Genomic DNA, 17,357 nt, shown 5'->3' on the forward strand with positions numbered 1-17,357 from the left:
CGGGATCGGCAATCCGCCGCCAGGCGCTTATATGAGAAACAGGCCCTGCCCGCCGGACAGGGCTTGTTTCCGTTTAACGCAACACGAGGATTGACCATGGGCGACCGCTTGGATGGACGCATCGCGCTGGTCACCGGCGCGTCTTCGGGATTTGGCGAGGCCATGGCCGCGGCCCTGGCGCAGGCGGGCGCCAAGGTCGCCCTGGCCGCGCGGCGCAAGGACCGGCTGGAGGCCCTGGCCGAGCGCATCCGCAACGACGGCGGCGACGCCCACGTCATCGTGGCCGACTTCAGCCGGGAGGCGCAGGCCCAGGCCGCCGTGCATGAGGCCGAGCGCCATTTCGGCCGGCTGGACATCCTGATCAACAACGCCGGTGTCATGTACCTGGAGCCGGTGGTCACCGCCGACCTCGGCCGCTGGCGCAGCATGATCGAACTGAACCTCCTGGGCCTGATCGCCGCCAGCCAGGCGGCCCTGCCGGGCATGAAGGCGCGCCGGGACGGCCATGTCGTCAACATCTCGTCGGTGGCCGGCCACGTCGCCAACCCGCTGTCGGCCGCCTACGCCGCGACCAAGTTCGGCGTGGCCGGATTCTCGGAATCCCTGCGGCGCGAGGTCTGTCAGGACAACATCCGCGTCACGGTCATCTCGCCCGGCATGGCCGCCACCGAGCTGCGCGACCACATCGGCGACCCGGCGACCCGGGCGGCGGTCAACGCCCGCGCCGAGGCGATGCGCCAGCTGCAGGCGCAGGACATCGCCGACGCCGTGCTGTTCGCGGTGACGCGTCCGCCGCACGTCGGCATCAACGAGATCCTGATGCGGCCCACCGACCAGGAGCGCTAGGTCTGCGGCCCGGCGCGGCGCGGCCCGATCCCGATCAGCGCCGGCCCGCGCTCGGCCCACAGCGCCGCGCCGACCAGCACCGCCGCGCCCGCCCACTGGATCGGCGCGAGGTGTTCATGCACGCCCGGCGCCCATCCCGACACCGCCAGCAGGGTGGCGAACACCGGCTCCAGCGAGAACAGCACGGCCGCCTCGGTGGCCCCCAGCCGGGCCTGCATCGTGCACTGTATCGCGAAGGCCAGGGCGGTGGCCGCCAGGCCGAGGAAGCCCAGAGCCGCCCAGACGCCGGCGGGCGCATGGACCGGCGGCCGCAGCGGCTGGCCCGTCGCGACGAGGGCCGCCATGGCCGCGACCGCGACCACGGCGATCTGGACGAAGGCCAGCGCCAGGGGCGGCGTCGCCCGGGCGAAGCGGGCGATCAGCACGATCTGCACGGCGAACACCATGGCCGCGACCAGGTTCTCGCCATCCCCGCGCGTCCAGCCGCCAAGCGGCGCGCCGGGCTGGCGCACCAGCAACAGCAGACCCACGACCGCCAGCAGCGCCCCGGCCACGTGGCGCCCCCGCGCCGGCTGGCCCAGCATCGCCGACAGCAACGGCGTGAACAGCACGAACAGGCCGGTGATGAACGCGGCCTTGGAGCTGGTGGTGAAGCGGATCCCGTCGGTCTGGAACCAGTAGCCGACCGCCAGGACCAGGCCGATCACGCCGCCCTGGACCAGGGCGCGCAGATCGAGGCGGGTGCGGGTCAGGACCAGCACGACCGCCAGCCCGGCGGCGCCGACCGCGAAGCGCGCGGCGATCAGCGCCAGGGGCTGCACGCCCGCCTCCAGGAGATAGCGCAGGACCGGAAAGCTCGCGCCCCAGATCAGGCTGGCCAACAGGATCGACGCCGAGGCGACCCAGTGCGGATTCTTGGACATAAGCTGCTATAGCCGGGGTTGGTTGGTCGCCACAAACCCCGCTCCTCCCCGCGAAAGCGGGGATCCAGGCTTTTTCCCATGGCCTTCTATGTCTACATGCTCGCGAGCGATCGGAACGGGACCCTCTATATCGGATCGACCGAAGCCCTGATCACACGCACCTCGCAACACAAGCAGAAGCTGCGCCCGGGATTTACGGCGCGATATGGCGTGGATCGTCTGGTTTGGTATGAGGTCCACGACAGCCGCGACGGCGCGTTTCACCGCGAACGCCAGATGAAAAAATGGAATCGGGCGTGGAAAATCGAACTGATCGAGCGATTCAATCCGGGGTGGCGCGACCTGTTCCAGGACCTGCAGCTTTGAAAAACGCCTGGCTCCCCGCTTTCGCGGGGATGAGCGGCGGTCTGTAGATGCGCGCCGTCCTGACACATCTGACCCTGACCGACTTCCGCTCCTACGAGCGGGCCGAGCTGGCGCTGGACGGCCGCCCGGCGTTCCTGTTCGGGGCCAACGGGGCGGGCAAGACCAACCTCCTGGAGGCGGTCAGCCTGCTGGCGCCGGGACGCGGCCTGCGCGGGGCGGCCATCGCCGAGATCGGCCGCCGCCTGCCGGGCGAGGCCCAGGGCCGGGCCTGGAGCGTGGCGGCGCGGGTCGAGGGCGCGGACGGCGAAACCCGGCTGGGCACGGGCCTGGAAACCGCCGGGGCCGCGCGGCGCGTGGTGCGGCTGGAGGGCGAGAACGCGCCCCCCGGGCGCCTGGCGGACCTGGTGCGCCTGGTCTGGCTGACGCCGCAGCAGGACCGGCTGTTCCTGGAGGGCGCGGCCGAGCGGCGGCGGTTCTTCGACCGCCTGACCTTCGCCGCCGAGCCCGCTCACGCCGCCTTCGCCGCCGCCTACGACAAGACCCTGCGCGAGCGCATGCGGCTGCTGACGGCGGACGCGCCGCCCGACCCCGACTGGCTGACGGCGCTGGAGGCGCGCATGGCCGAGGCCGGCGCCCACATGGCCGAGGCCCGCGCCCGCACCCTGATCGCGCTGCAGGACGAGATCGACCACCGCCACGGCCGCCCCTTCCCGCAAGGGGCGCTGAGCCTGACCGGGGATTGGGAGCGCATGGCCGGCCAGGGGCTGGAGGCGGCCGAGATCGCCGCCCGCCTGGCCGCCGCCCTGCGCGCCGGCCGCGAACGCGACGCCGCCGCCGGCCGCGGCCTGACAGGTCCTCACCGCGGCGATCTCGCCGTCGTCCATCGCGAAAAGGACCGCCCCGCCGCCGAATGCTCGACCGGAGAGCAGAAAGCGCTGATTTTGAACCTGGTTTTGGCCCAGGCCTCGCGACTTTCACGTGCGGAAGGCGCGCCGAATCCTATATTGCTGTTGGATGAAGTGGCTGCGCATCTGGACCGCATCCGGCGCGCGGCGCTTTTCGACGAAATCGAAGCGCTTGGGCTCCAGGCTTTTCTCACTGGAACCGACGAGGCGCTGTTTGACGACCTGAAAGGGCGGGCCCAGGGCGTGCAGGTTGACGCCGCCCGGCTGGCTGTTACGGACTAGGCATGAGCGAAGATACTCCCGAGACCAACGCCCCCGAAGCCAACGGGGAATACGGCGCGGATTCCATCAAGGTCCTCAAGGGCCTGGACGCGGTGCGCAAGCGCCCCGGCATGTACATCGGCGACACCGACGACGGCTCGGGCCTGCACCACATGGTCTATGAGGTGGTCGACAACGCCATCGACGAGGCCCTGGCCGGCCACGCCACCCTGGTCGAGGTGATCCTCAACGCCGACGGCTCGGCCACGGTCACCGACGACGGGCGCGGCATCCCCACCGACATCCACGAGGGCGAGGGCGTCTCGGCGGCCGAGGTCATCATGACCCAGCTGCACGCCGGCGGTAAGTTCGACCAGAACAGCTACAAGGTCTCGGGCGGCCTGCACGGCGTGGGCGTGTCGGTGGTCAACGCCCTGTCGGACTATCTGCTGCTCAAGGTCTATCGCGGCGGCCTGCAGCACGAGATGCGGTTCGAGCGCGGCGACGCCGTCGCGCCCCTGGCGGTGACCGGCACGGCCCCCAAGCGCACCGAAGGCGACAAGGCCGGCGAGTTCCTGACCGGCACCGCCGTCACCTTCATGCCCTCGACCGAGACCTTCTCGACCATCGAGTTCGACCGCAAGACCCTCGAGCACCGCCTGCGCGAGCTGGCCTTCCTGAACTCGGGCGTCCGGATCGTGTTCAAGGACCTGCGCGGGGCCGAGCCGTTCGAGGAGGTGCTGTCCTACGAGGGCGGCGTCGAGGCCTTCGTGCGTCACCTCGACAAGGCCAAGGCCTCGCTGATCAAGGCCCCGATCGTCATCCGCGGCCGCAAGGACAAGGTCGAGGTCGATCTGTCCTTGCAGTGGAATGACAGCTATCACGAGAACGTGCTGTGCTTCACCAACAACATCCCGCAGCGGGATGGGGGCACGCACCTGGCCGCGTTCCGCAGCGCCCTGACCCGGGTGATCACCGGCTACGCCGAAAGTTCCGGCGCGACCAAGCGCGAGAAGGTGTCGCTGTCGGGCGAGGACGCCCGCGAGGGCCTGACCTGCGTGCTGTCGGTCAAGGTGCCGGACCCCAAGTTCAGCTCGCAGACCAAGGACAAGCTGGTCTCGTCCGAGGTGCGCCCGGCGGTGGAAAGCCTGGTGTCCGAGGGCCTGAACCAGTGGTTCGAGGAGCACCCGGCCGAGGCCAAGGCCGTGGTCTCCAAGATCGCCGAGGCCGCCGCCGCCCGCGAGGCCGCGCGCAAGGCGCGCGAACTGACCCGCCGCAAGTCGGCGCTGGACATCACCTCCCTGCCCGGCAAGCTGGCCGACTGCCAGGAACGCGATCCGGCCAAGTCCGAACTGTTCATCGTCGAGGGCGACTCGGCCGGCGGCTCGGCCAAGCAGGCACGCAACCGCGAGAACCAGGCCATCCTGCCCCTGCGCGGCAAGATCCTCAACGTCGAGCGGGCCCGGTTCGACAAGATGCTGTCGTCCGACCAGGTCGGCACCCTGATCACCGCCCTGGGCGCGGGGATCGGCCGCGACGACTTCAACATCGAGAAGCTGCGCTACCACAAGATCGTGCTGATGACCGACGCCGACGTCGACGGCGCCCACATCCGCACCCTGCTGCTGACCTTCTTCTACCGGCAGATGCCGGAGGTGCTGGAGCGCGGCTATCTCTATATCGCCCAGCCGCCGCTCTATAAGGCCGCCAAGGGCCGCTCGTCCCGCTACCTCAAGGACGACGCCGAGATGGAGGCCTTCCTGGTCGACGAGGGCCTTGAAGGCGCGATCCTGGACCTGGCCTCGGGCGAGCGCCTGGCCGGCGCCGATCTGGCCGCCCTGGTGCAGACCGCCCGTCAGGCCCGCGCCAACATCGACCGGCTGGCCGCCCGCGCCCCGGCCTTCGCGGTCGAGCAGGCGGCGCTGGCCGGTCTGTTCGGCGACCACCCCGATCCGGCCGCCGCCGCCCGCCGCCTGGACCTCTACGCCGAAGAGGGCGACGGCCCGTGGAGCGGCGAGAAGGCCGAGACCGGTTTCGTGTTCAGCCGGGTGCGGCGCGGCGTCTCCGAGCGGATCGTGCTGGACGAGGTGCTCACCCACGCCGCCGACGGCCGGCGGGTGGCCGAGCGCGCCGCCAAGCTGGCCGAGACCTTCTCGGGCCTGGCCACGTTCCGCCGCAAGGACAAGGCGACCACCGTGCGCGGGCCGCTCGACCTGCTCAACGCCATCTTCGACGCCGGCCGCAAGGGCCTGACCATCCAGCGCTACAAGGGCCTGGGCGAGATGAACCCCGAACAGCTGTGGGAGACCACGCTGGACGTCGACGCGCGCACCCTGCTGCAAGTCCGGGTCAACCACGCCGACGACGCCGACGACATGTTCGCCCGGCTGATGGGCGAGCTGGTCGAGCCCCGGCGCGAGTTCATCCAGGAGAACGCCCTGGACGCCGAGGTCGACGTCTAGGACGGGCCCCGGCAGGCCCCGGCAGACCTTAGTCCAGCCGGGCCAGCACCTGCTCCAGCTCGGCCAGCAGTCGGGGCCAGCCGGCCTGCGCCCCGACATAGGCTTGGCGTTGCTCCGGCCGGAAGCCCGATTGCTCCATGCGCAGGCGCGCGCCCGTGCTGGTCGGCGTCAGCGTCCAGGTGACGACGCTTTCCAGGCCGAGCCCGTTCCAGGTGTAGGACAGCGTCCGGTGCGGCTCGATCTCCAGAACCTCGCAGGCGAGGGAGCCCCACTCCGCGCGCAGCTCGAAACGCCCGCCGAGGACAGGCTGGAAGTCGTTCTTCATCAGCCATTCCTCGATCAGGTGCGGCTGGGTGAGCGCGCGCCAGATCCTTTCGGGAGGATAGGCGATCTCCCTCTCGACGACCACGGACAGCGTTTCGACCGATGCTTGGCTCATTGACCCATAACCTCCCAGCTATTGATCAAACATATATCCAGCGAGTTATGGATGGGTCAATTGGAATCGCGGGCGCGGCGGTTCAGTCGGGGCGACGCGGCCCGGGAAGGTCGGCGCGGGCGTGCGGATCAACCACGCTCATATTCGCCCCCTCGGTGGGCCGGCGCGGGACCGAGGCCGGATCGAACCCGTCGAGGCAGAAGGCGTTGACGCCGAAGTGGTCGGGGGCGGAACGCTTGCGATGGAACACGTAGATCCCGCAGACCCGGCAGAAGTAGTGCATCGCCCGGCGGGTGTTCCACTGATAGAGCGACAACGCCTCCTGTCCGGCCAGCACGGCCAGGGCGCCTTCGGGAACCTTGGCCATGACGGCGTTGCGCTTGACGCAGAGCGAGCAGTCGCAGGTGGTCAGCTCGTCGATGTCCCAATCGACCTGGAACCGCACCGCGCCGCAGTGACAGGAGCCGGGATGCGCCATCGGAACTGCGCCCTTCCTTCCGTGTGGAAGACGCAGGCGCCTTCCGGTTCGCCCCGCTTGGCCGCAAGGCCGCGGATCAGTTGTCGCGCACGACCTTGAGCACCGCCTGGCCGTAGCGTTCGACCTTGCCCTGGCCGACGCCGGACGCCAAGGCGAGGTCGGTCAGGGTCGCGGGCCTCAGGCGGGCGATGTCGGCCAAGGTGGCGTCGTGGAAGATGACATAGGGCGGCACGTGCTGCTCGGCCGCGCGCTCGCGGCGCCACGCCCGCAGGGCCTCGAACAGCGGGAAATCGGTCGGGGCGACGGCCAGGGATTCGCCGCCGCGCCGCCGGCGCGAGCGGGCGCCGGCCTTGTCGGTCTCGGCCGGCTTGCGCACCGACACCCTCTGCTCGCCGCGATAGACCGCCTTGACGCCCGCCGCGTCGCCCAGGGCGATCAACGGCCGGCCCTCGTTGGGGTCCTCGCGCAGCAGGCCCTCGAACAACAGCTGGTCGAGCAGGTCGCGCCAGCCGACGGCGCTGAACTCGCGGCCGACGCCGAAGGTCGACAGCTTGGCCTCGAACGGCTGCACGTCCTTGGTCTTGCCGAGCAGGTGGTCGACGATGCGGCCGCGGCCGAACCGGCCCGAGCCGTCGCCGCTGAGGCGGTGCACCGCCGACAGGGCCTTCTGCGCCGCCTCGGTGGCGTCGATGGATTCCGGCGGACTGAGGCACAGGTCGCACTGCCCGCACGGGCGCACGTTCGCCTCGCCGAAATAGCGGCGCACCGCCGCCGGCCGGCAGCCGACGCCGTCGAGCATGGCGTAGAGCTGACGCAGCTTGCGCAGCTGCACCTGCTTGACCCCGTCCTCGACCTCGCGGCCGTCGATGCGCCGGACCGCCCAGGCCATGTCGGCGGCGGAATAGAGGCTGATGCCCTCGGCCAGCTGGCCGTCGCGCCCGGCCCGGCCGATCTCCTGCCAGTAGGCCTCGATCGAGGCCGGCGGATCGGCGTGGATGACGAAGCGGACGTCCGGCTTGTCGACGCCCATGCCGAAGGCGATGGTCGCCACCATGACCGCGTCCTCGGCCTCGAGGAACTGCTCCAGCCGGTCGGCCCGCAGGGTCTTGTCGAGGCCGGCGTGATAGGCCAGGGCCGGAACGCCCTCGGCCCGCAGCTTCTCGGCCAGCTTGTCGGTGCCGTCGCGCGAGCCGGCGTAGATCACCCCGGCCCGGCCCATGCGCTCCTTGACCAGCTCGATCACCCGCGCCCCCGCCGCGCCCTGCTTGCGCTCGGCCGAAAGGGCGAGCTCGGGCCGGGCGAAACTGTCGACGAACTCGGCGCAGTCCTGCAGCCGCAGCTCGGCGCGGATGTCGTCGCGGGTCCGCGCGTCGGCGGTGGCGGTGACCGCCAGCCGGGGCGCCTCGGGAAACACCTCGGCCAGGCGGCCGAGCATGCGGTATTCGGGGCGGAAGTCGTGGCCCCACTGGCTGACGCAGTGCGCCTCGTCGATGGCGATCAGGGCCAGCGGCAGGCGCGACAGCCGGTCGAGCATCGACGGCTGCATCAGGCCTTCCGGCGACAGGTACAGAAGGTCGAGCGCGCCGTCGTTGATGCGCCGCCAGATGTCGCTCCGCGCATCCAGGCTGGTGTTGGAATCGAGCTTCTCGGCCGCCACGCCCGACTGCTGCAACGCCGCCACCTGATCGGCCATCAGGGCGATCAGCGGCGAGATCACCAGGCCGAGGCCGGGGCGGACGAGCGAGGGTATCTGGTAGCACAGGCTCTTGCCGCCGCCGGTGGGCAGCACCGCCAGGGCGCTGCGCCCGGCCAGCACCTCGCCGATGACGCCGGCCTGCAGGCCGCGGAAATCGGCATGGCCGAACGTCCGGCGCAAAATGCCGCGGGCGACGTCCAGCGAAGGCGTCAGGGCATGGGAATCAGCAAGCACCACTCCTTATGGAGCGTCGCCCGCCCGGGGGCAAAGGGGATCAGCCGCCCTTGCGCCAGCCGGCCTTGGCCATGCAGGCGTTGAACACCGCCTCGCGCGCCTTGCCGAACGAGCCGCCCCTGACGCTGGAGTTGTCGAGGGCGCCGGCCAGGGCGGCGACCACGCCGTATTGCGGATTGGAATAGGCGTCGGCCTGGCGCAGGTCGACCGAGGCCGAGGAGTCGCGACAGGCCGCCTCGTCGGCGGCGAAGGTCTTGGGATCGCCGCCGGTCCACCCGTCGGTCCCCGAGGCGGTCGCGCAGCCGGCCAGCAGCAGGGCCGCGGCGGCCGCATAGCCTTTGACGTTCATGTCCTGTCTCCGAGCCCGCCGCCGGCGAACGGACGGCGACGCCCGCCCAGCCATAGCGCCGCCGCGCGGCGAAGTCATGCCCGCGGCGCCCGCGTTCACTTTTCGTCAATCTTGTCGCGCGTCCTCTCCGGTTTGAGTAAACAGCGGACAAGCGGTGCTGGGCGGGCGCGGCGAATCCACGTTCGGAGACGATGACGATCATGGCGAACGGGTCCACCCCCGGCGGCGGCAAGCCACGGCGCACGCCGCTGCAGGCCTTGTTCTACTGGGGCGCGGTGCTCACCGTCTGGGCTCTGATCTTCCTGGTGGCGGTGCTGGCCGTGTTCGCCTGGGATCTGCCCGACACCACCAAGGCGCTGGACGTCAAGCGCCAGCCCTCGATCTCGTACCTCGACCGCTCCGGCGCCCTGCTGGCGGTGCGCGGCAGCCAGTTCGCGCCGCCGGTCAAGATCGACGAACTGCCGCCCTATGTCCCAGCCGCCTTCGTCGCCGTCGAGGACAAGCGGTTCTACTACCACTTCGGCTTCGACCCGATCGGCATCAGCCGGGCGATGGTGTCCAACCTGCGCCGCGAGAGCGGCCCCTTGGCCGGCGGCTCGACCATCACCCAGCAGCTGGCCCGCAACCTGTTCCTGAATTTCCGCCAGACCTGGCGGCGCAAGGGCCAGGAGCTTTTGCTGTCGGTGTGGCTGGAGACCAAGTATTCCAAGAAGGAGATCCTGGCCCTTTATCTGAACCGGGTGAACTTCGGCGGCGGCGCCTACGGCATCGAGGCGGCGGCGCAGCGCTATTTCAACAAGCCGGCCTCCAGGCTGACCGTCGGCGAGACCGCCCTGCTGGTCGGCCTGATGAAGAGCCCGTCGCGCTACAGCCCGGTCTACAACACCGAGCGGGCCGAGCGGCGCGCCACCATCGTGCTCGACCAGATGGTCGCCAACGGCGCCATCACCGCCGCGCAGCGCGACGAGGCGCTGAAGCAGCCGGTGCGGGTGTCGCGCAACGTCGCCAACCAGAACGCCGGCTATTTCGTCGACTGGGTCGACGAGCAGGTGCGGGCCATGGTCGGCCAGCCCGAGGCCGACCTGATCGTCGAGACCACCCTCGACCTGCCGATCCAGGTGGGCGCCGAGAACGCCGTGCGCACCATCGTCGCCCGCGATTCCGCCAGCAAGGGCGTGCGCCAGGCCTCGCTGGTCGCCCTCGACGGCGAGGGCCGCGTGCGGGCCTATCTCGGCGGCGCCGACTATGGCGACAGCCAGTTCGACCGCGCCGCCGACGCCCAGCGCCAGGCCGGCTCGGCCTTCAAGCCGTTCGTCTACCTGACCGCCATGGAGAACGGCCACACGCCCAGCGAGATGGTCGTCGACGAGCCGGTGACCATCAACGGCTGGTCGCCGCGCAACTACACCGGCCGCTTCCTGGGCCCGATGACCCTGCAGACGGCGCTGGCCCAGTCGATCAACACGGTCGCCGCCCGGCTGGCCGACCAGGTCGGCACCACCAACGTCGCCGCCACCGCCCGCCGGCTGGGGATCACCTCGAAGATCCAGACCGACCCGTCCATGGCCCTCGGCGCCGTCGAGGTCAGCCCCCTGCAGATGGCCCAGGCCTACGCCCCGTTCGCCAACGGCGGCGTGCTGGCCAGGGGCTACGGCATCGAGCGCGTGCGCACCGCCGACGGCAAGGTGCTCTACGATCACGCCGTCCAGAAGGAGGCCCGGCCGCAGGTCATCAACCAGCCGGCCCTCGGCTATATGATCCAGATGATGCGCCAGGTGCTGGTCAGCGGCAGCGGCGGCCGGGCGCGGGTGCCCGGCTACGACCTGGCCGGCAAGACCGGCACCACCAGCGATTATCGCGACGCCTGGTTCGTCGGCTACACCGGCGGCTTCGTGGCGGCGGTGTGGACCGGCAAGGACGACAACACCCCGATGCGCAGCGTCACCGGCGGCAGCTCGCCGGCCGAGATCTGGCGCCTGTTCATGGCCGCCGCCCTGCCGCGCCTGAAGGTGCAGGCCATACCCGGCGGCGACGTCGCCGCCCCGCCCCCGACCGACGCCATCGGCGACATCCTCAAGCAGGCGGCCGGAGGCGATTCCGAACAGCCGGCCGCCGACGGCGGGACCGCCCCGCCCTCGCCACAGCCCGCCGCGCCGCCGGCCGGCGGCGCGGCGGCCCAGCAGATTCCCTACTGAGCCGGCCGGCGCTCCCCCGCGCGGGGGAGCTGGAACAATCGGTAGCGCTTGTTGAAGCCGCGGGTCGCGGCGGCCGGTCTATGGAGACGGCCGCGACCCGCGATTTCGAGAGGCGACATGGCCCGGCTGCGCAGCGCCACCACCCAGTTCCAGCACCGTCCCGGCGACAAGGTCTTCAACCTGGGCGTCGTCGCCCGGCTGACCGCCCAGGCGGCCAAGGCGGGCGTCGAACTGATCGCCTTTCCGGAAATGTGCGTCACCGGCTACTGGCACTGCCGCAACCTCGACGAGGCCGGCTGGCGCGCCCTGGCCGAGCCGGTTCCGGACGGCCCGTCGAGCCTGGCCCTGCTGCGGCTGGCCCAGCGCCATCGTATGGCCGTGGGCGCTGGCCTGATCGAGGCCGCCCCCGACGGCCGGCTCTACAACACCTATGTCGTCGCCCTCCCCGACGGGGCCGTGCATCGCCACCGCAAGCTGCACGCCTTCGAGAGCCCGCACGTCAGCAGCGGCGACGCCTTCACCGTGTTCGACACCCCGTTCGGGGTCCGCGTCGGCGTGCTGATCTGCTGGGACAACAACCTCGTCGAGAACGCCCGGGCCACCGCCCTGCTGGGCGCCGACGTCATCCTGGCCCCGCACCAGACCGGCGGGACCGCCTCGCGCAGCCCGCACGCCATGGGCCCCATCAACCCGGCCCTGTGGCGCGAGCGCCATGTCCGCCCCGACGTCCTGCGGGCGGAGTTCCAGGGCGACAAGGGCCGCGGCTGGCTGATGCGCTGGCTGCCGGCCCGCGCCCACGACAACGGCGTCTTCATCCTGTTCAGCAACGGCGTCGGCGAGGACGACGGCGAGGTGCGGACCGGCAACGCCATGATCCTCGACCCCTATGGCCGGGTCCTGGCCGAGACCGACGCCCTGGACGAGGCCCTGGTCATCGCCGACCTCGACCTGGACCTTTTGCCGACCGCGACCGGCCGGCGCTGGATCCGCGGGCGGCGGCCCGAACTCTACAGCCTGCTGACCCGCCGGCTCGGCCATGAGCTGGACCCGCGCGAGGCCCGCTTCTCGACCGCGCCGGTGCTGACGCCCGACCCGCCGGCCTGAGTCGGGATCAGACCCCGAAGGCGTGCAGCGCCGCGCCGTTGGCCTTGAGCCAGGCGCGCTGCGGGCGCTCGTCGCCGATCAGGCCGCGCACCACCGCCCAGAAGGCCGGACTGTGGTTGGCCTCGATCAGGTGGGCGCATTCGTGGGCGGCGACATAGTCCATCACCTCGAACGGGCTGAGGATCAGCCGCCAGGAATAGCGGATGCGGCCGACCTCGGCCGCCGCGCCGAAACCGGCGGCGCGCGGCGGCTTGCACGAGCCCCAGCGGGCGCGGGCGTCCATGATCGACACCACCGGCATGGGCTGGCCCAGGGCGGCGGCGTGCACGGCGGTGCGCTCGGCCAGGGCCCTGCGGGCCTCCAGGGTCAGGCAGCGCACGACGCTGCGGGCGTAGGCCTCTTCCTCGCCGCCGGCGATCAGCCGGGCCGGCGCCCCGGCCGAGGCCGCGACCAGCCGTGCGCGCAGCCGGCCCGGCTCGTGCTCCAGGCGGCACGGGCGGCCGAGCACCGCGATCTCGGCGCCGGGCGCCAGGGCCGGCCGGCCGGGCATTTCGGCGACGCGGGCGGCGATCCACGCCGCCTGGTCGCGGGCGAAGGCCACGGCCTCGGCCAGCCGGCGCGCCGAGGGGGCGATGGCCAGCACCTCGCGGCGGGCGACGTCCAGGCGCAGCGACACCCGCCGGGCGCGGCCGCTGACCTTGAGCCGCACCGTCCCGCCGGCGATCTCGATACGATCGCCGTCGTTGAAACGCTGGGCCCCGAACAGGTTGATCATGCCGTCCGCCGCGCGCCGGCGAGGGCGAGGACGTCGGCCGTGTCGAAGTCCGGCCGGGCGGGATAGAGCGCCGCATAGACGCCCTCGACGAAGGCGAAGTCCTCGGGGGTGTCGACCGTCCAGCGCAGCGCGCCGAGGTTTTCGGCCTGGGTCAGCTGGACGATGCGGAACCGCTGCGGCCGGCGATAGAGGAACGGCATGACGTGCTCGCGCTCATAGGGGTCGGTCGCCTCCCGCGCCGCCGTCGCCAGCGCCAGCGCCGTGACCACCTCGACGTCGAGACCGACCGGATAGGTGCGGGTCAGGGCGTTGGAGGTGTAGTCGCCGCCGTCGCGCAGGTGCAGGTCGATGCAGGCGTCGATGACGCCAGGATCGGCCAGCGGGCAATCGGCGGTCAGGCGCACCACCGGGTCGGCCGGGCCGAACGCCTCGGCGGCGGCGGCGAAGCGGGCGAGCACATCGTCCAGCGGCCCCCGGAAGACCTCGACCCCCGAGGCGGCGCACCAGGCGGCCAGGGGATCGTCCGAGGCCTCGACGCTGGTGGCCACCACCAGCCGGTCGATGCGCGCGGCCCGGCGCAGGCGCTCGATCTGGCGCTCGATCATCGGCCGGCCGAGCAACGGCCGCATCACCTTGCCCGGCAGGCGGGTCGAAGACAGGCGGGCCTGCAGGACGGCGAGGATCATGGTCCTGGCTTAGCATCCCGCGCCGTGTCGCGGAAAGCGTCGCGCGCGGCGGCCGACGCTCGCCGGGACCGCGCCTTGGGGATCGCGCCCCAGGATGACGCCGGGAAGATATCGGCTATAAGCCCCGCCATGTCCGCCACCCCGCCCTTCGGGCAAAAGCCCCACGGCCCGCTGCGCTCCTACGGCCGCATCAAGTCGCGCCCGATCAAGCCGCGCCAGGAAGCCCTGCTGGAGACCCTGCTGCCGCAGATCGCCGTCCCCGCCGAGGGCCCGCTCGACCCGCGCGGCCTGGCGCCGGACGCGGCCGAGGTCTGGCTGGAGATCGGTTTCGGCGGCGGCGAGCACATGGCGGCCCAGGCCGCCCGCCGGCCCGACGTGCTGGCGATCGGGGCCGAGCCCTTCCTCAACGGCGTCGCCAGCGCCGTGCGCCACGTCGAGGAGCAGGGCCTGGCCAATGTGCGCATCCACCATGGCGACGCCCGCGACCTGACGGCCCGCCTGCCGGACGCCTGCCTGGACCGGGTGTTCATCATGTTCCCCGACCCCTGGCCCAAGGCCCGGCACCACAAGCGCCGCCTGATCCAGGCCGAGACCGTGGCCGAGCTGGCGCGGGTGCTCAAGCCGGGCGGCCGGCTGCGCTTCGCCACCGACTGGGCCGACTACGCCGACTGGACGCTGGAGCGCTTCACCGCCTCGCCCGCCTTCCACTGGACGGCCGAGGCCGCCGACGACTGGCGGGTCCCGCCCGCGGACCACGTGACGACGCGCTACGAGGAAAAGAAGCTGGGCGACTGCGCCCCGGTGTTCTTCGATTTCGCGCGGACCTGAACGCCCGACCGGCGCGGCGGCGCGGAATCGCGAGGATTTAGCTAAAAATTCGCATGCCCGTCGCGAAACGGTCGGCCGTCCAGCCTGACCCTGCCTGGCCCGAACCCGCGCCGTCCCGGCCCGGATCGGTCGCCAGGAGCCGACGCCATGTCCGCCACCGAAGCCGAAGACAATCTCGACGTCGCCGTCGAGGATCACGCCGACCTCGCCGCCGAGGCGCAGGACGACGCCCAGGACCATGACGATGAAGACCTCGAGGACGAGGACCTTGAGGACGAAGACGACGACGCCCTCGCCGTCGAGGACGAAGCCGCCAACGACGAGGAAGACGAGGACGGCGAAGAGGAAGACGAGGCGGCCCAGGAGGCCTGATCCCGTCGTCGGCGAGCGGGCGGCCTGAGGCTTCCCCTCGCCGACCATTCGCGCTATATAGGCGTCACATCGTCCGATTGCGCTGGATGGCGCATTCGAGCGGCGACCCTCGGGTTCGCCGCTTTTTTCTTGGGTTTTGAAAGACTTGCGCGGAAAGACAGCTGAAGACCGCAGCCTGATCGACCTGCTCGACCCCGTGGCCGAGGCCGCCGGCTACGAGATCGTCCGCCTGCGGCTGATGGGCGGCACCCAGTCGCGCCGCCTGCAGGTGATGGCCGAACGTCCTGACGGCGAGATGAACGTCGAGGATTGCGCCAAGCTGTCGCGCGCGGTGTCCGAGGTTCTGGACGCCGCCGACCCGATCAAGGGCGACTACCTGCTCGAGGTCTCCTCGCCCGGCGTCGACCGGCCGCTGACCCGGCTCAAGGACTTCGAGACCTTCGAGGGCTACGAGGCGCGGCTGGAGCTCGACCGCCTGGCCGACGGGCGCAAGCGGTTCCGCGGCGAACTGGCCGGGATCGAGGGCGACAACGTCTGCATCAACCTGGAAGGCGAGGCGGAAACCGCGCTCGTCCCCTTCGCCTGGGTCATCGAGGCCAAGCTGGTCATGACCGACCAGCTGATGAAAAAAGGCGCCGAACAACGCGCCGCCCGCGCGGCGGCGAACGAAGATTTGTCCGAAAGTGAAGAGGACTGACCATGGCCATCGGCATTGCGGCCAACCGGCTTGAACTGCTCCAGATCGCCGACGCGGTCGCCCGTGAAAAGGGGATCGAGAAGGAGATCGTCATCGAGGCGATCGAGGAGGCCATCCAGAAGGCCGCCCGCACCCGCTACGGCGCCGAGCACGACATCCGGGTCAAGATCGACCCCAAGACCGGCGAACAGAGCCTCAAGCGCGTCGTCACCGTGGTCGAGGACCCGGACGCCGCCGCCGGCGAGACGATCGAGAACGAATACGCCCACCAGCCCCTGTCGGACGCGCTGAAGGTCGACCGCGAGGCTTTCGTCGGCAAGACCTACGAAGAAGAGCTGCCGCCGTTCGAGTTCGGCCGGGTCCAGACCCAGATGGCCCGCCAGGTGGTCACCCATAAGGTCCGCGAGGCCGAGCGCGAGCGTCAATACGAAGAGTACAAGGATCGCGTCGGCGAGATCGTCAACGGCGTGGTCAAGCGCGTCGAGTACGGCAACGTCATCGTCGACCTGGGCCGCGGCGAAGGCATTATGCGCCGCGACCAGTCGATCCCGCGCGAGAACTTCAACATCGGCGACCGCTGCCGCGCCTACATCTACGACGTCCGTCGCGAGACCAAGGGCCCGCAGATCATGCTCAGCCGGGCCCACGGCGGCTTCATGGCCAAGCTGTTCGCCCAGGAAGTGCCGGAAGTCTACGACGCCGTCATCGAGATCCGCGCCGTCGCCCGCGACCCGGGCAGCCGCGCCAAGATGGCGGTGCTGTCGAACGACAGCTCGATCGACCCGGTCGGCGCCTGCGTCGGCATGCGCGGCAGCCGCGTCCAGGCGGTGGTCGCCGAGCTGCAGGGCGAGAAGATCGACATCATCCAGTGGTCGCCCGACGAAGCGACCTTCATCGTCAACGCCCTGGCCCCGGCCGAAGTCACCAAGGTGGTGATGGACGAGGAGGACGAGCGCGTCGAGGTGGTGGTGCCCGACGAGCAGCTGTCGCTGGCCATCGGCCGCCGCGGCCAGAACGTGCGCCTGGCCAGCCAGCTGTCCGGCTGGCAGATCGACATCATGACCGAAAGCCAGGAGAGCGAGCGCCGCCAGCGCGAGTTCGCCGAGCGCACCGCCCTGTTCCAGGAAGCCCTGGACGTCGACGAGGTCATCGCCCAGCTGCTGGTCACCGAGGGCTTCGCCACCGTCGAGGACATCGCCTATGTCGAGGCGGACGAAATCTCGGCCATCGAGGGCTTCGACGAGGACACCGCCGAGGAGCTGCAGGCCCGCGCCCGCGAGTTCCTCGAGAAGGAAGCCGCCGAGTACGACGCCAAGCGCAAGGCCCTGGGCGTCGAGGACGGCGTGCTCGACATCGAGGGCGTCACCCTGCCGATGGCCGTCGCCCTGGGCGAGGGCGACATCAAGACGGTCGAGGACTTCGCCGGCCTGATCCCCGACGACCTGCGCGGCTGGTTCGAGACCAAGAACGGCGAGCGCGTGCGCGAGCCCGGCGTGCTCGAAAGCTTCAACCTGTCGGCCGAGGACGCCGAGGCGCTGATCATGCGCGCCCGGGTGATCATGGGCTGGGTCGAGGCCCCGCCCGAGCCGGAGATCGAGCCGGAAGCCGAGGACCTCGACTACGCCGAGGACGAGGCCGCCGAGGGCGAAGCCGTTGAAGGCGAAGCCGCCGAAGACCATGCCGTCGGCCAACAGGCCGCCGGAGAGGACGCCTAAGGCGGTCTCGCGCTCCGCCTCGACCG

17 protein-coding genes are annotated in these 17,357 nt (G+C 71.0%); 10 read left to right on the plus strand and 7 right to left on the minus strand.

Annotation, left to right across the window (positions count from 1 at the left end):
- The first annotated feature begins 96 nt into the window (after nucleotides 1-96).
- Nucleotides 97-846 carry an SDR family NAD(P)-dependent oxidoreductase gene (locus C5708_RS05535; protein WP_242918705.1) on the plus strand — a complete coding sequence of 250 codons (750 nt, stop codon included), beginning with the start codon at nucleotides 97-99 and terminating at the stop codon, nucleotides 844-846.
- On the opposite strand, the gene C5708_RS05540 is transcribed toward C5708_RS05535, so the two are convergent.
- Nucleotides 843-1,769: a DMT family transporter gene (locus tag C5708_RS05540; RefSeq protein WP_242918706.1), complete on the minus strand. Its 927-nt coding sequence runs from the start codon at nucleotides 1,767-1,769 to the stop codon at nucleotides 843-845. The genes C5708_RS05535 and C5708_RS05540 overlap by 4 nt on opposite strands.
- Nucleotides 1,770-1,847: 78 nt before the next feature.
- Between C5708_RS05540 and C5708_RS05545 the strand changes: the two genes are divergently transcribed.
- Genes C5708_RS05545 through gyrB form a run of 3 tightly spaced genes read left to right on the plus strand, consistent with a single transcriptional unit; the run spans nucleotide 1,848 to nucleotide 5,763 of the window.
- Nucleotides 1,848-2,135 (plus strand): GIY-YIG nuclease family protein, encoded by a 288-nt coding sequence (locus tag C5708_RS05545; RefSeq protein WP_242918707.1) that lies wholly within the window; start codon nucleotides 1,848-1,850, stop codon nucleotides 2,133-2,135.
- Nucleotides 2,136-2,182: 47 nt separating this feature from the next.
- On the plus strand, nucleotides 2,183-3,322 hold the full coding sequence (recF, locus tag C5708_RS05550; RefSeq protein ID WP_242918708.1) for a DNA replication/repair protein RecF: 1,140 nt from the start codon (nucleotides 2,183-2,185) through the stop codon (nucleotides 3,320-3,322).
- Nucleotides 3,323-3,324: 2 nt separating this feature from the next.
- Nucleotides 3,325-5,763 (plus strand): DNA topoisomerase (ATP-hydrolyzing) subunit B, encoded by a 2,439-nt coding sequence (gene gyrB / locus C5708_RS05555; RefSeq protein WP_242918709.1) that lies wholly within the window; start codon nucleotides 3,325-3,327, stop codon nucleotides 5,761-5,763.
- Nucleotides 5,764-5,791: 28 nt separating this feature from the next.
- On the opposite strand, the gene C5708_RS05560 is transcribed toward gyrB, so the two are convergent.
- The 4 genes from C5708_RS05560 to C5708_RS05575 form a co-directional block, all read right to left on the minus strand.
- Nucleotides 5,792-6,202 (minus strand): SRPBCC domain-containing protein, encoded by a 411-nt coding sequence (locus C5708_RS05560; protein WP_242918710.1) that lies wholly within the window; start codon nucleotides 6,200-6,202, stop codon nucleotides 5,792-5,794.
- Nucleotides 6,203-6,284: 82 nt separating this feature from the next.
- The gene (locus C5708_RS05565) at nucleotides 6,285-6,680 is read right to left on the minus strand and encodes a GFA family protein (RefSeq protein WP_242918711.1); all 396 of its coding nucleotides are present in this window, start codon (nucleotides 6,678-6,680) and stop codon (nucleotides 6,285-6,287) included.
- Nucleotides 6,681-6,756: 76 nt separating this feature from the next.
- Nucleotides 6,757-8,589, minus strand: a complete 1,833-nt coding sequence (gene recQ, locus C5708_RS05570; RefSeq protein WP_242919638.1) for a DNA helicase RecQ — start codon at nucleotides 8,587-8,589, stop codon at nucleotides 6,757-6,759.
- 61 nt (nucleotides 8,590-8,650) lie between these two features.
- Complete coding sequence (locus C5708_RS05575; protein ID WP_242918712.1) at nucleotides 8,651-8,959, minus strand: hypothetical protein; 309 nt, start codon at nucleotides 8,957-8,959, stop codon at nucleotides 8,651-8,653.
- A 200-nt stretch (nucleotides 8,960-9,159) separates the two neighbouring features.
- Here C5708_RS05575 and C5708_RS05580 point away from each other — a divergent pair, with 200 nt between their 5' ends.
- Nucleotides 9,160-11,154 (plus strand): penicillin-binding protein 1A, encoded by a 1,995-nt coding sequence (locus C5708_RS05580; protein WP_242918713.1) that lies wholly within the window; start codon nucleotides 9,160-9,162, stop codon nucleotides 11,152-11,154.
- 117 nt (nucleotides 11,155-11,271) lie between these two features.
- Nucleotides 11,272-12,258 (plus strand): nitrilase family protein, encoded by a 987-nt coding sequence (locus C5708_RS05585; protein ID WP_242918714.1) that lies wholly within the window; start codon nucleotides 11,272-11,274, stop codon nucleotides 12,256-12,258.
- Nucleotides 12,259-12,265: 7 nt separating this feature from the next.
- On the opposite strand, the gene C5708_RS05590 is transcribed toward C5708_RS05585, so the two are convergent.
- Both C5708_RS05590 and C5708_RS05595 read right to left on the minus strand, forming a co-directional pair.
- Complete coding sequence (locus C5708_RS05590; RefSeq protein WP_242918716.1) at nucleotides 12,266-13,033, minus strand: M48 family metallopeptidase; 768 nt, start codon at nucleotides 13,031-13,033, stop codon at nucleotides 12,266-12,268.
- Nucleotides 13,030-13,719 carry a glycosyltransferase family protein gene (locus C5708_RS05595; protein WP_242918718.1) on the minus strand — a complete coding sequence of 230 codons (690 nt, stop codon included), beginning with the start codon at nucleotides 13,717-13,719 and terminating at the stop codon, nucleotides 13,030-13,032. The genes C5708_RS05590 and C5708_RS05595 overlap by 4 nt, the downstream gene beginning before the upstream one ends.
- Nucleotides 13,720-13,848: 129 nt before the next feature.
- Between C5708_RS05595 and trmB the strand changes: the two genes are divergently transcribed.
- The 4 genes from trmB to nusA all read left to right on the plus strand — a co-directional run bounded on the left by trmB (nucleotide 13,849) and on the right by nusA (nucleotide 17,331).
- Nucleotides 13,849-14,547: a tRNA (guanosine(46)-N7)-methyltransferase TrmB gene (trmB, locus tag C5708_RS05600; RefSeq protein WP_242918720.1), complete on the plus strand. Its 699-nt coding sequence runs from the start codon at nucleotides 13,849-13,851 to the stop codon at nucleotides 14,545-14,547.
- A gap of 147 nt (nucleotides 14,548-14,694) precedes the next feature.
- The gene (locus C5708_RS05605; RefSeq protein ID WP_242918722.1) at nucleotides 14,695-14,919 is read left to right on the plus strand and encodes a hypothetical protein; all 225 of its coding nucleotides are present in this window, start codon (nucleotides 14,695-14,697) and stop codon (nucleotides 14,917-14,919) included.
- A 145-nt stretch (nucleotides 14,920-15,064) separates the two neighbouring features.
- Nucleotides 15,065-15,616, plus strand: coding sequence for a ribosome maturation factor RimP (rimP, locus tag C5708_RS05610; protein WP_242918724.1), 552 nt, complete (start codon nucleotides 15,065-15,067; stop codon nucleotides 15,614-15,616).
- 2 nt (nucleotides 15,617-15,618) lie between these two features.
- Complete coding sequence (gene nusA / locus C5708_RS05615) at nucleotides 15,619-17,331, plus strand: transcription termination factor NusA (protein ID WP_242918726.1); 1,713 nt, start codon at nucleotides 15,619-15,621, stop codon at nucleotides 17,329-17,331.
- Nucleotides 17,332-17,357: the final 26 nt, after the last annotated feature.

It is taken from the genome of Caulobacter sp. CCUG 60055, assembly GCF_022750545.1.
Taxonomy (GTDB): domain Bacteria; phylum Pseudomonadota; class Alphaproteobacteria; order Caulobacterales; family Caulobacteraceae; genus PUIC01.

Coding starts and splice junctions, on each gene's coding strand:
- C5708_RS05535 (WP_242918705.1), top strand. CDS start 97: ATGGGCGACCGCTTGGATGGACGCATCGCGCTGGTCACCGGCGCGTCT.
- C5708_RS05540 (WP_242918706.1), bottom strand. CDS start 1,769: ATGTCCAAGAATCCGCACTGGGTCGCCTCGGCGTCGATCCTGTTGGCC.
- C5708_RS05545 (WP_242918707.1), top strand. CDS start 1,848: ATGGCCTTCTATGTCTACATGCTCGCGAGCGATCGGAACGGGACCCTC.
- recF (WP_242918708.1), top strand. CDS start 2,183: ATGCGCGCCGTCCTGACACATCTGACCCTGACCGACTTCCGCTCCTAC.
- gyrB (WP_242918709.1), top strand. CDS start 3,325: ATGAGCGAAGATACTCCCGAGACCAACGCCCCCGAAGCCAACGGGGAA.
- C5708_RS05560 (WP_242918710.1), bottom strand. CDS start 6,202: ATGAGCCAAGCATCGGTCGAAACGCTGTCCGTGGTCGTCGAGAGGGAG.
- C5708_RS05565 (WP_242918711.1), bottom strand. CDS start 6,680: ATGGCGCATCCCGGCTCCTGTCACTGCGGCGCGGTGCGGTTCCAGGTC.
- C5708_RS05575 (WP_242918712.1), bottom strand. CDS start 8,959: ATGAACGTCAAAGGCTATGCGGCCGCCGCGGCCCTGCTGCTGGCCGGC.
- C5708_RS05580 (WP_242918713.1), top strand. CDS start 9,160: ATGGCGAACGGGTCCACCCCCGGCGGCGGCAAGCCACGGCGCACGCCG.
- C5708_RS05585 (WP_242918714.1), top strand. CDS start 11,272: ATGGCCCGGCTGCGCAGCGCCACCACCCAGTTCCAGCACCGTCCCGGC.
- C5708_RS05590 (WP_242918716.1), bottom strand. CDS start 13,033: ATGATCAACCTGTTCGGGGCCCAGCGTTTCAACGACGGCGATCGTATC.
- C5708_RS05595 (WP_242918718.1), bottom strand. CDS start 13,719: ATGATCCTCGCCGTCCTGCAGGCCCGCCTGTCTTCGACCCGCCTGCCG.
- trmB (WP_242918720.1), top strand. CDS start 13,849: ATGTCCGCCACCCCGCCCTTCGGGCAAAAGCCCCACGGCCCGCTGCGC.
- C5708_RS05605 (WP_242918722.1), top strand. CDS start 14,695: ATGTCCGCCACCGAAGCCGAAGACAATCTCGACGTCGCCGTCGAGGAT.
- nusA (WP_242918726.1), top strand. CDS start 15,619: ATGGCCATCGGCATTGCGGCCAACCGGCTTGAACTGCTCCAGATCGCC.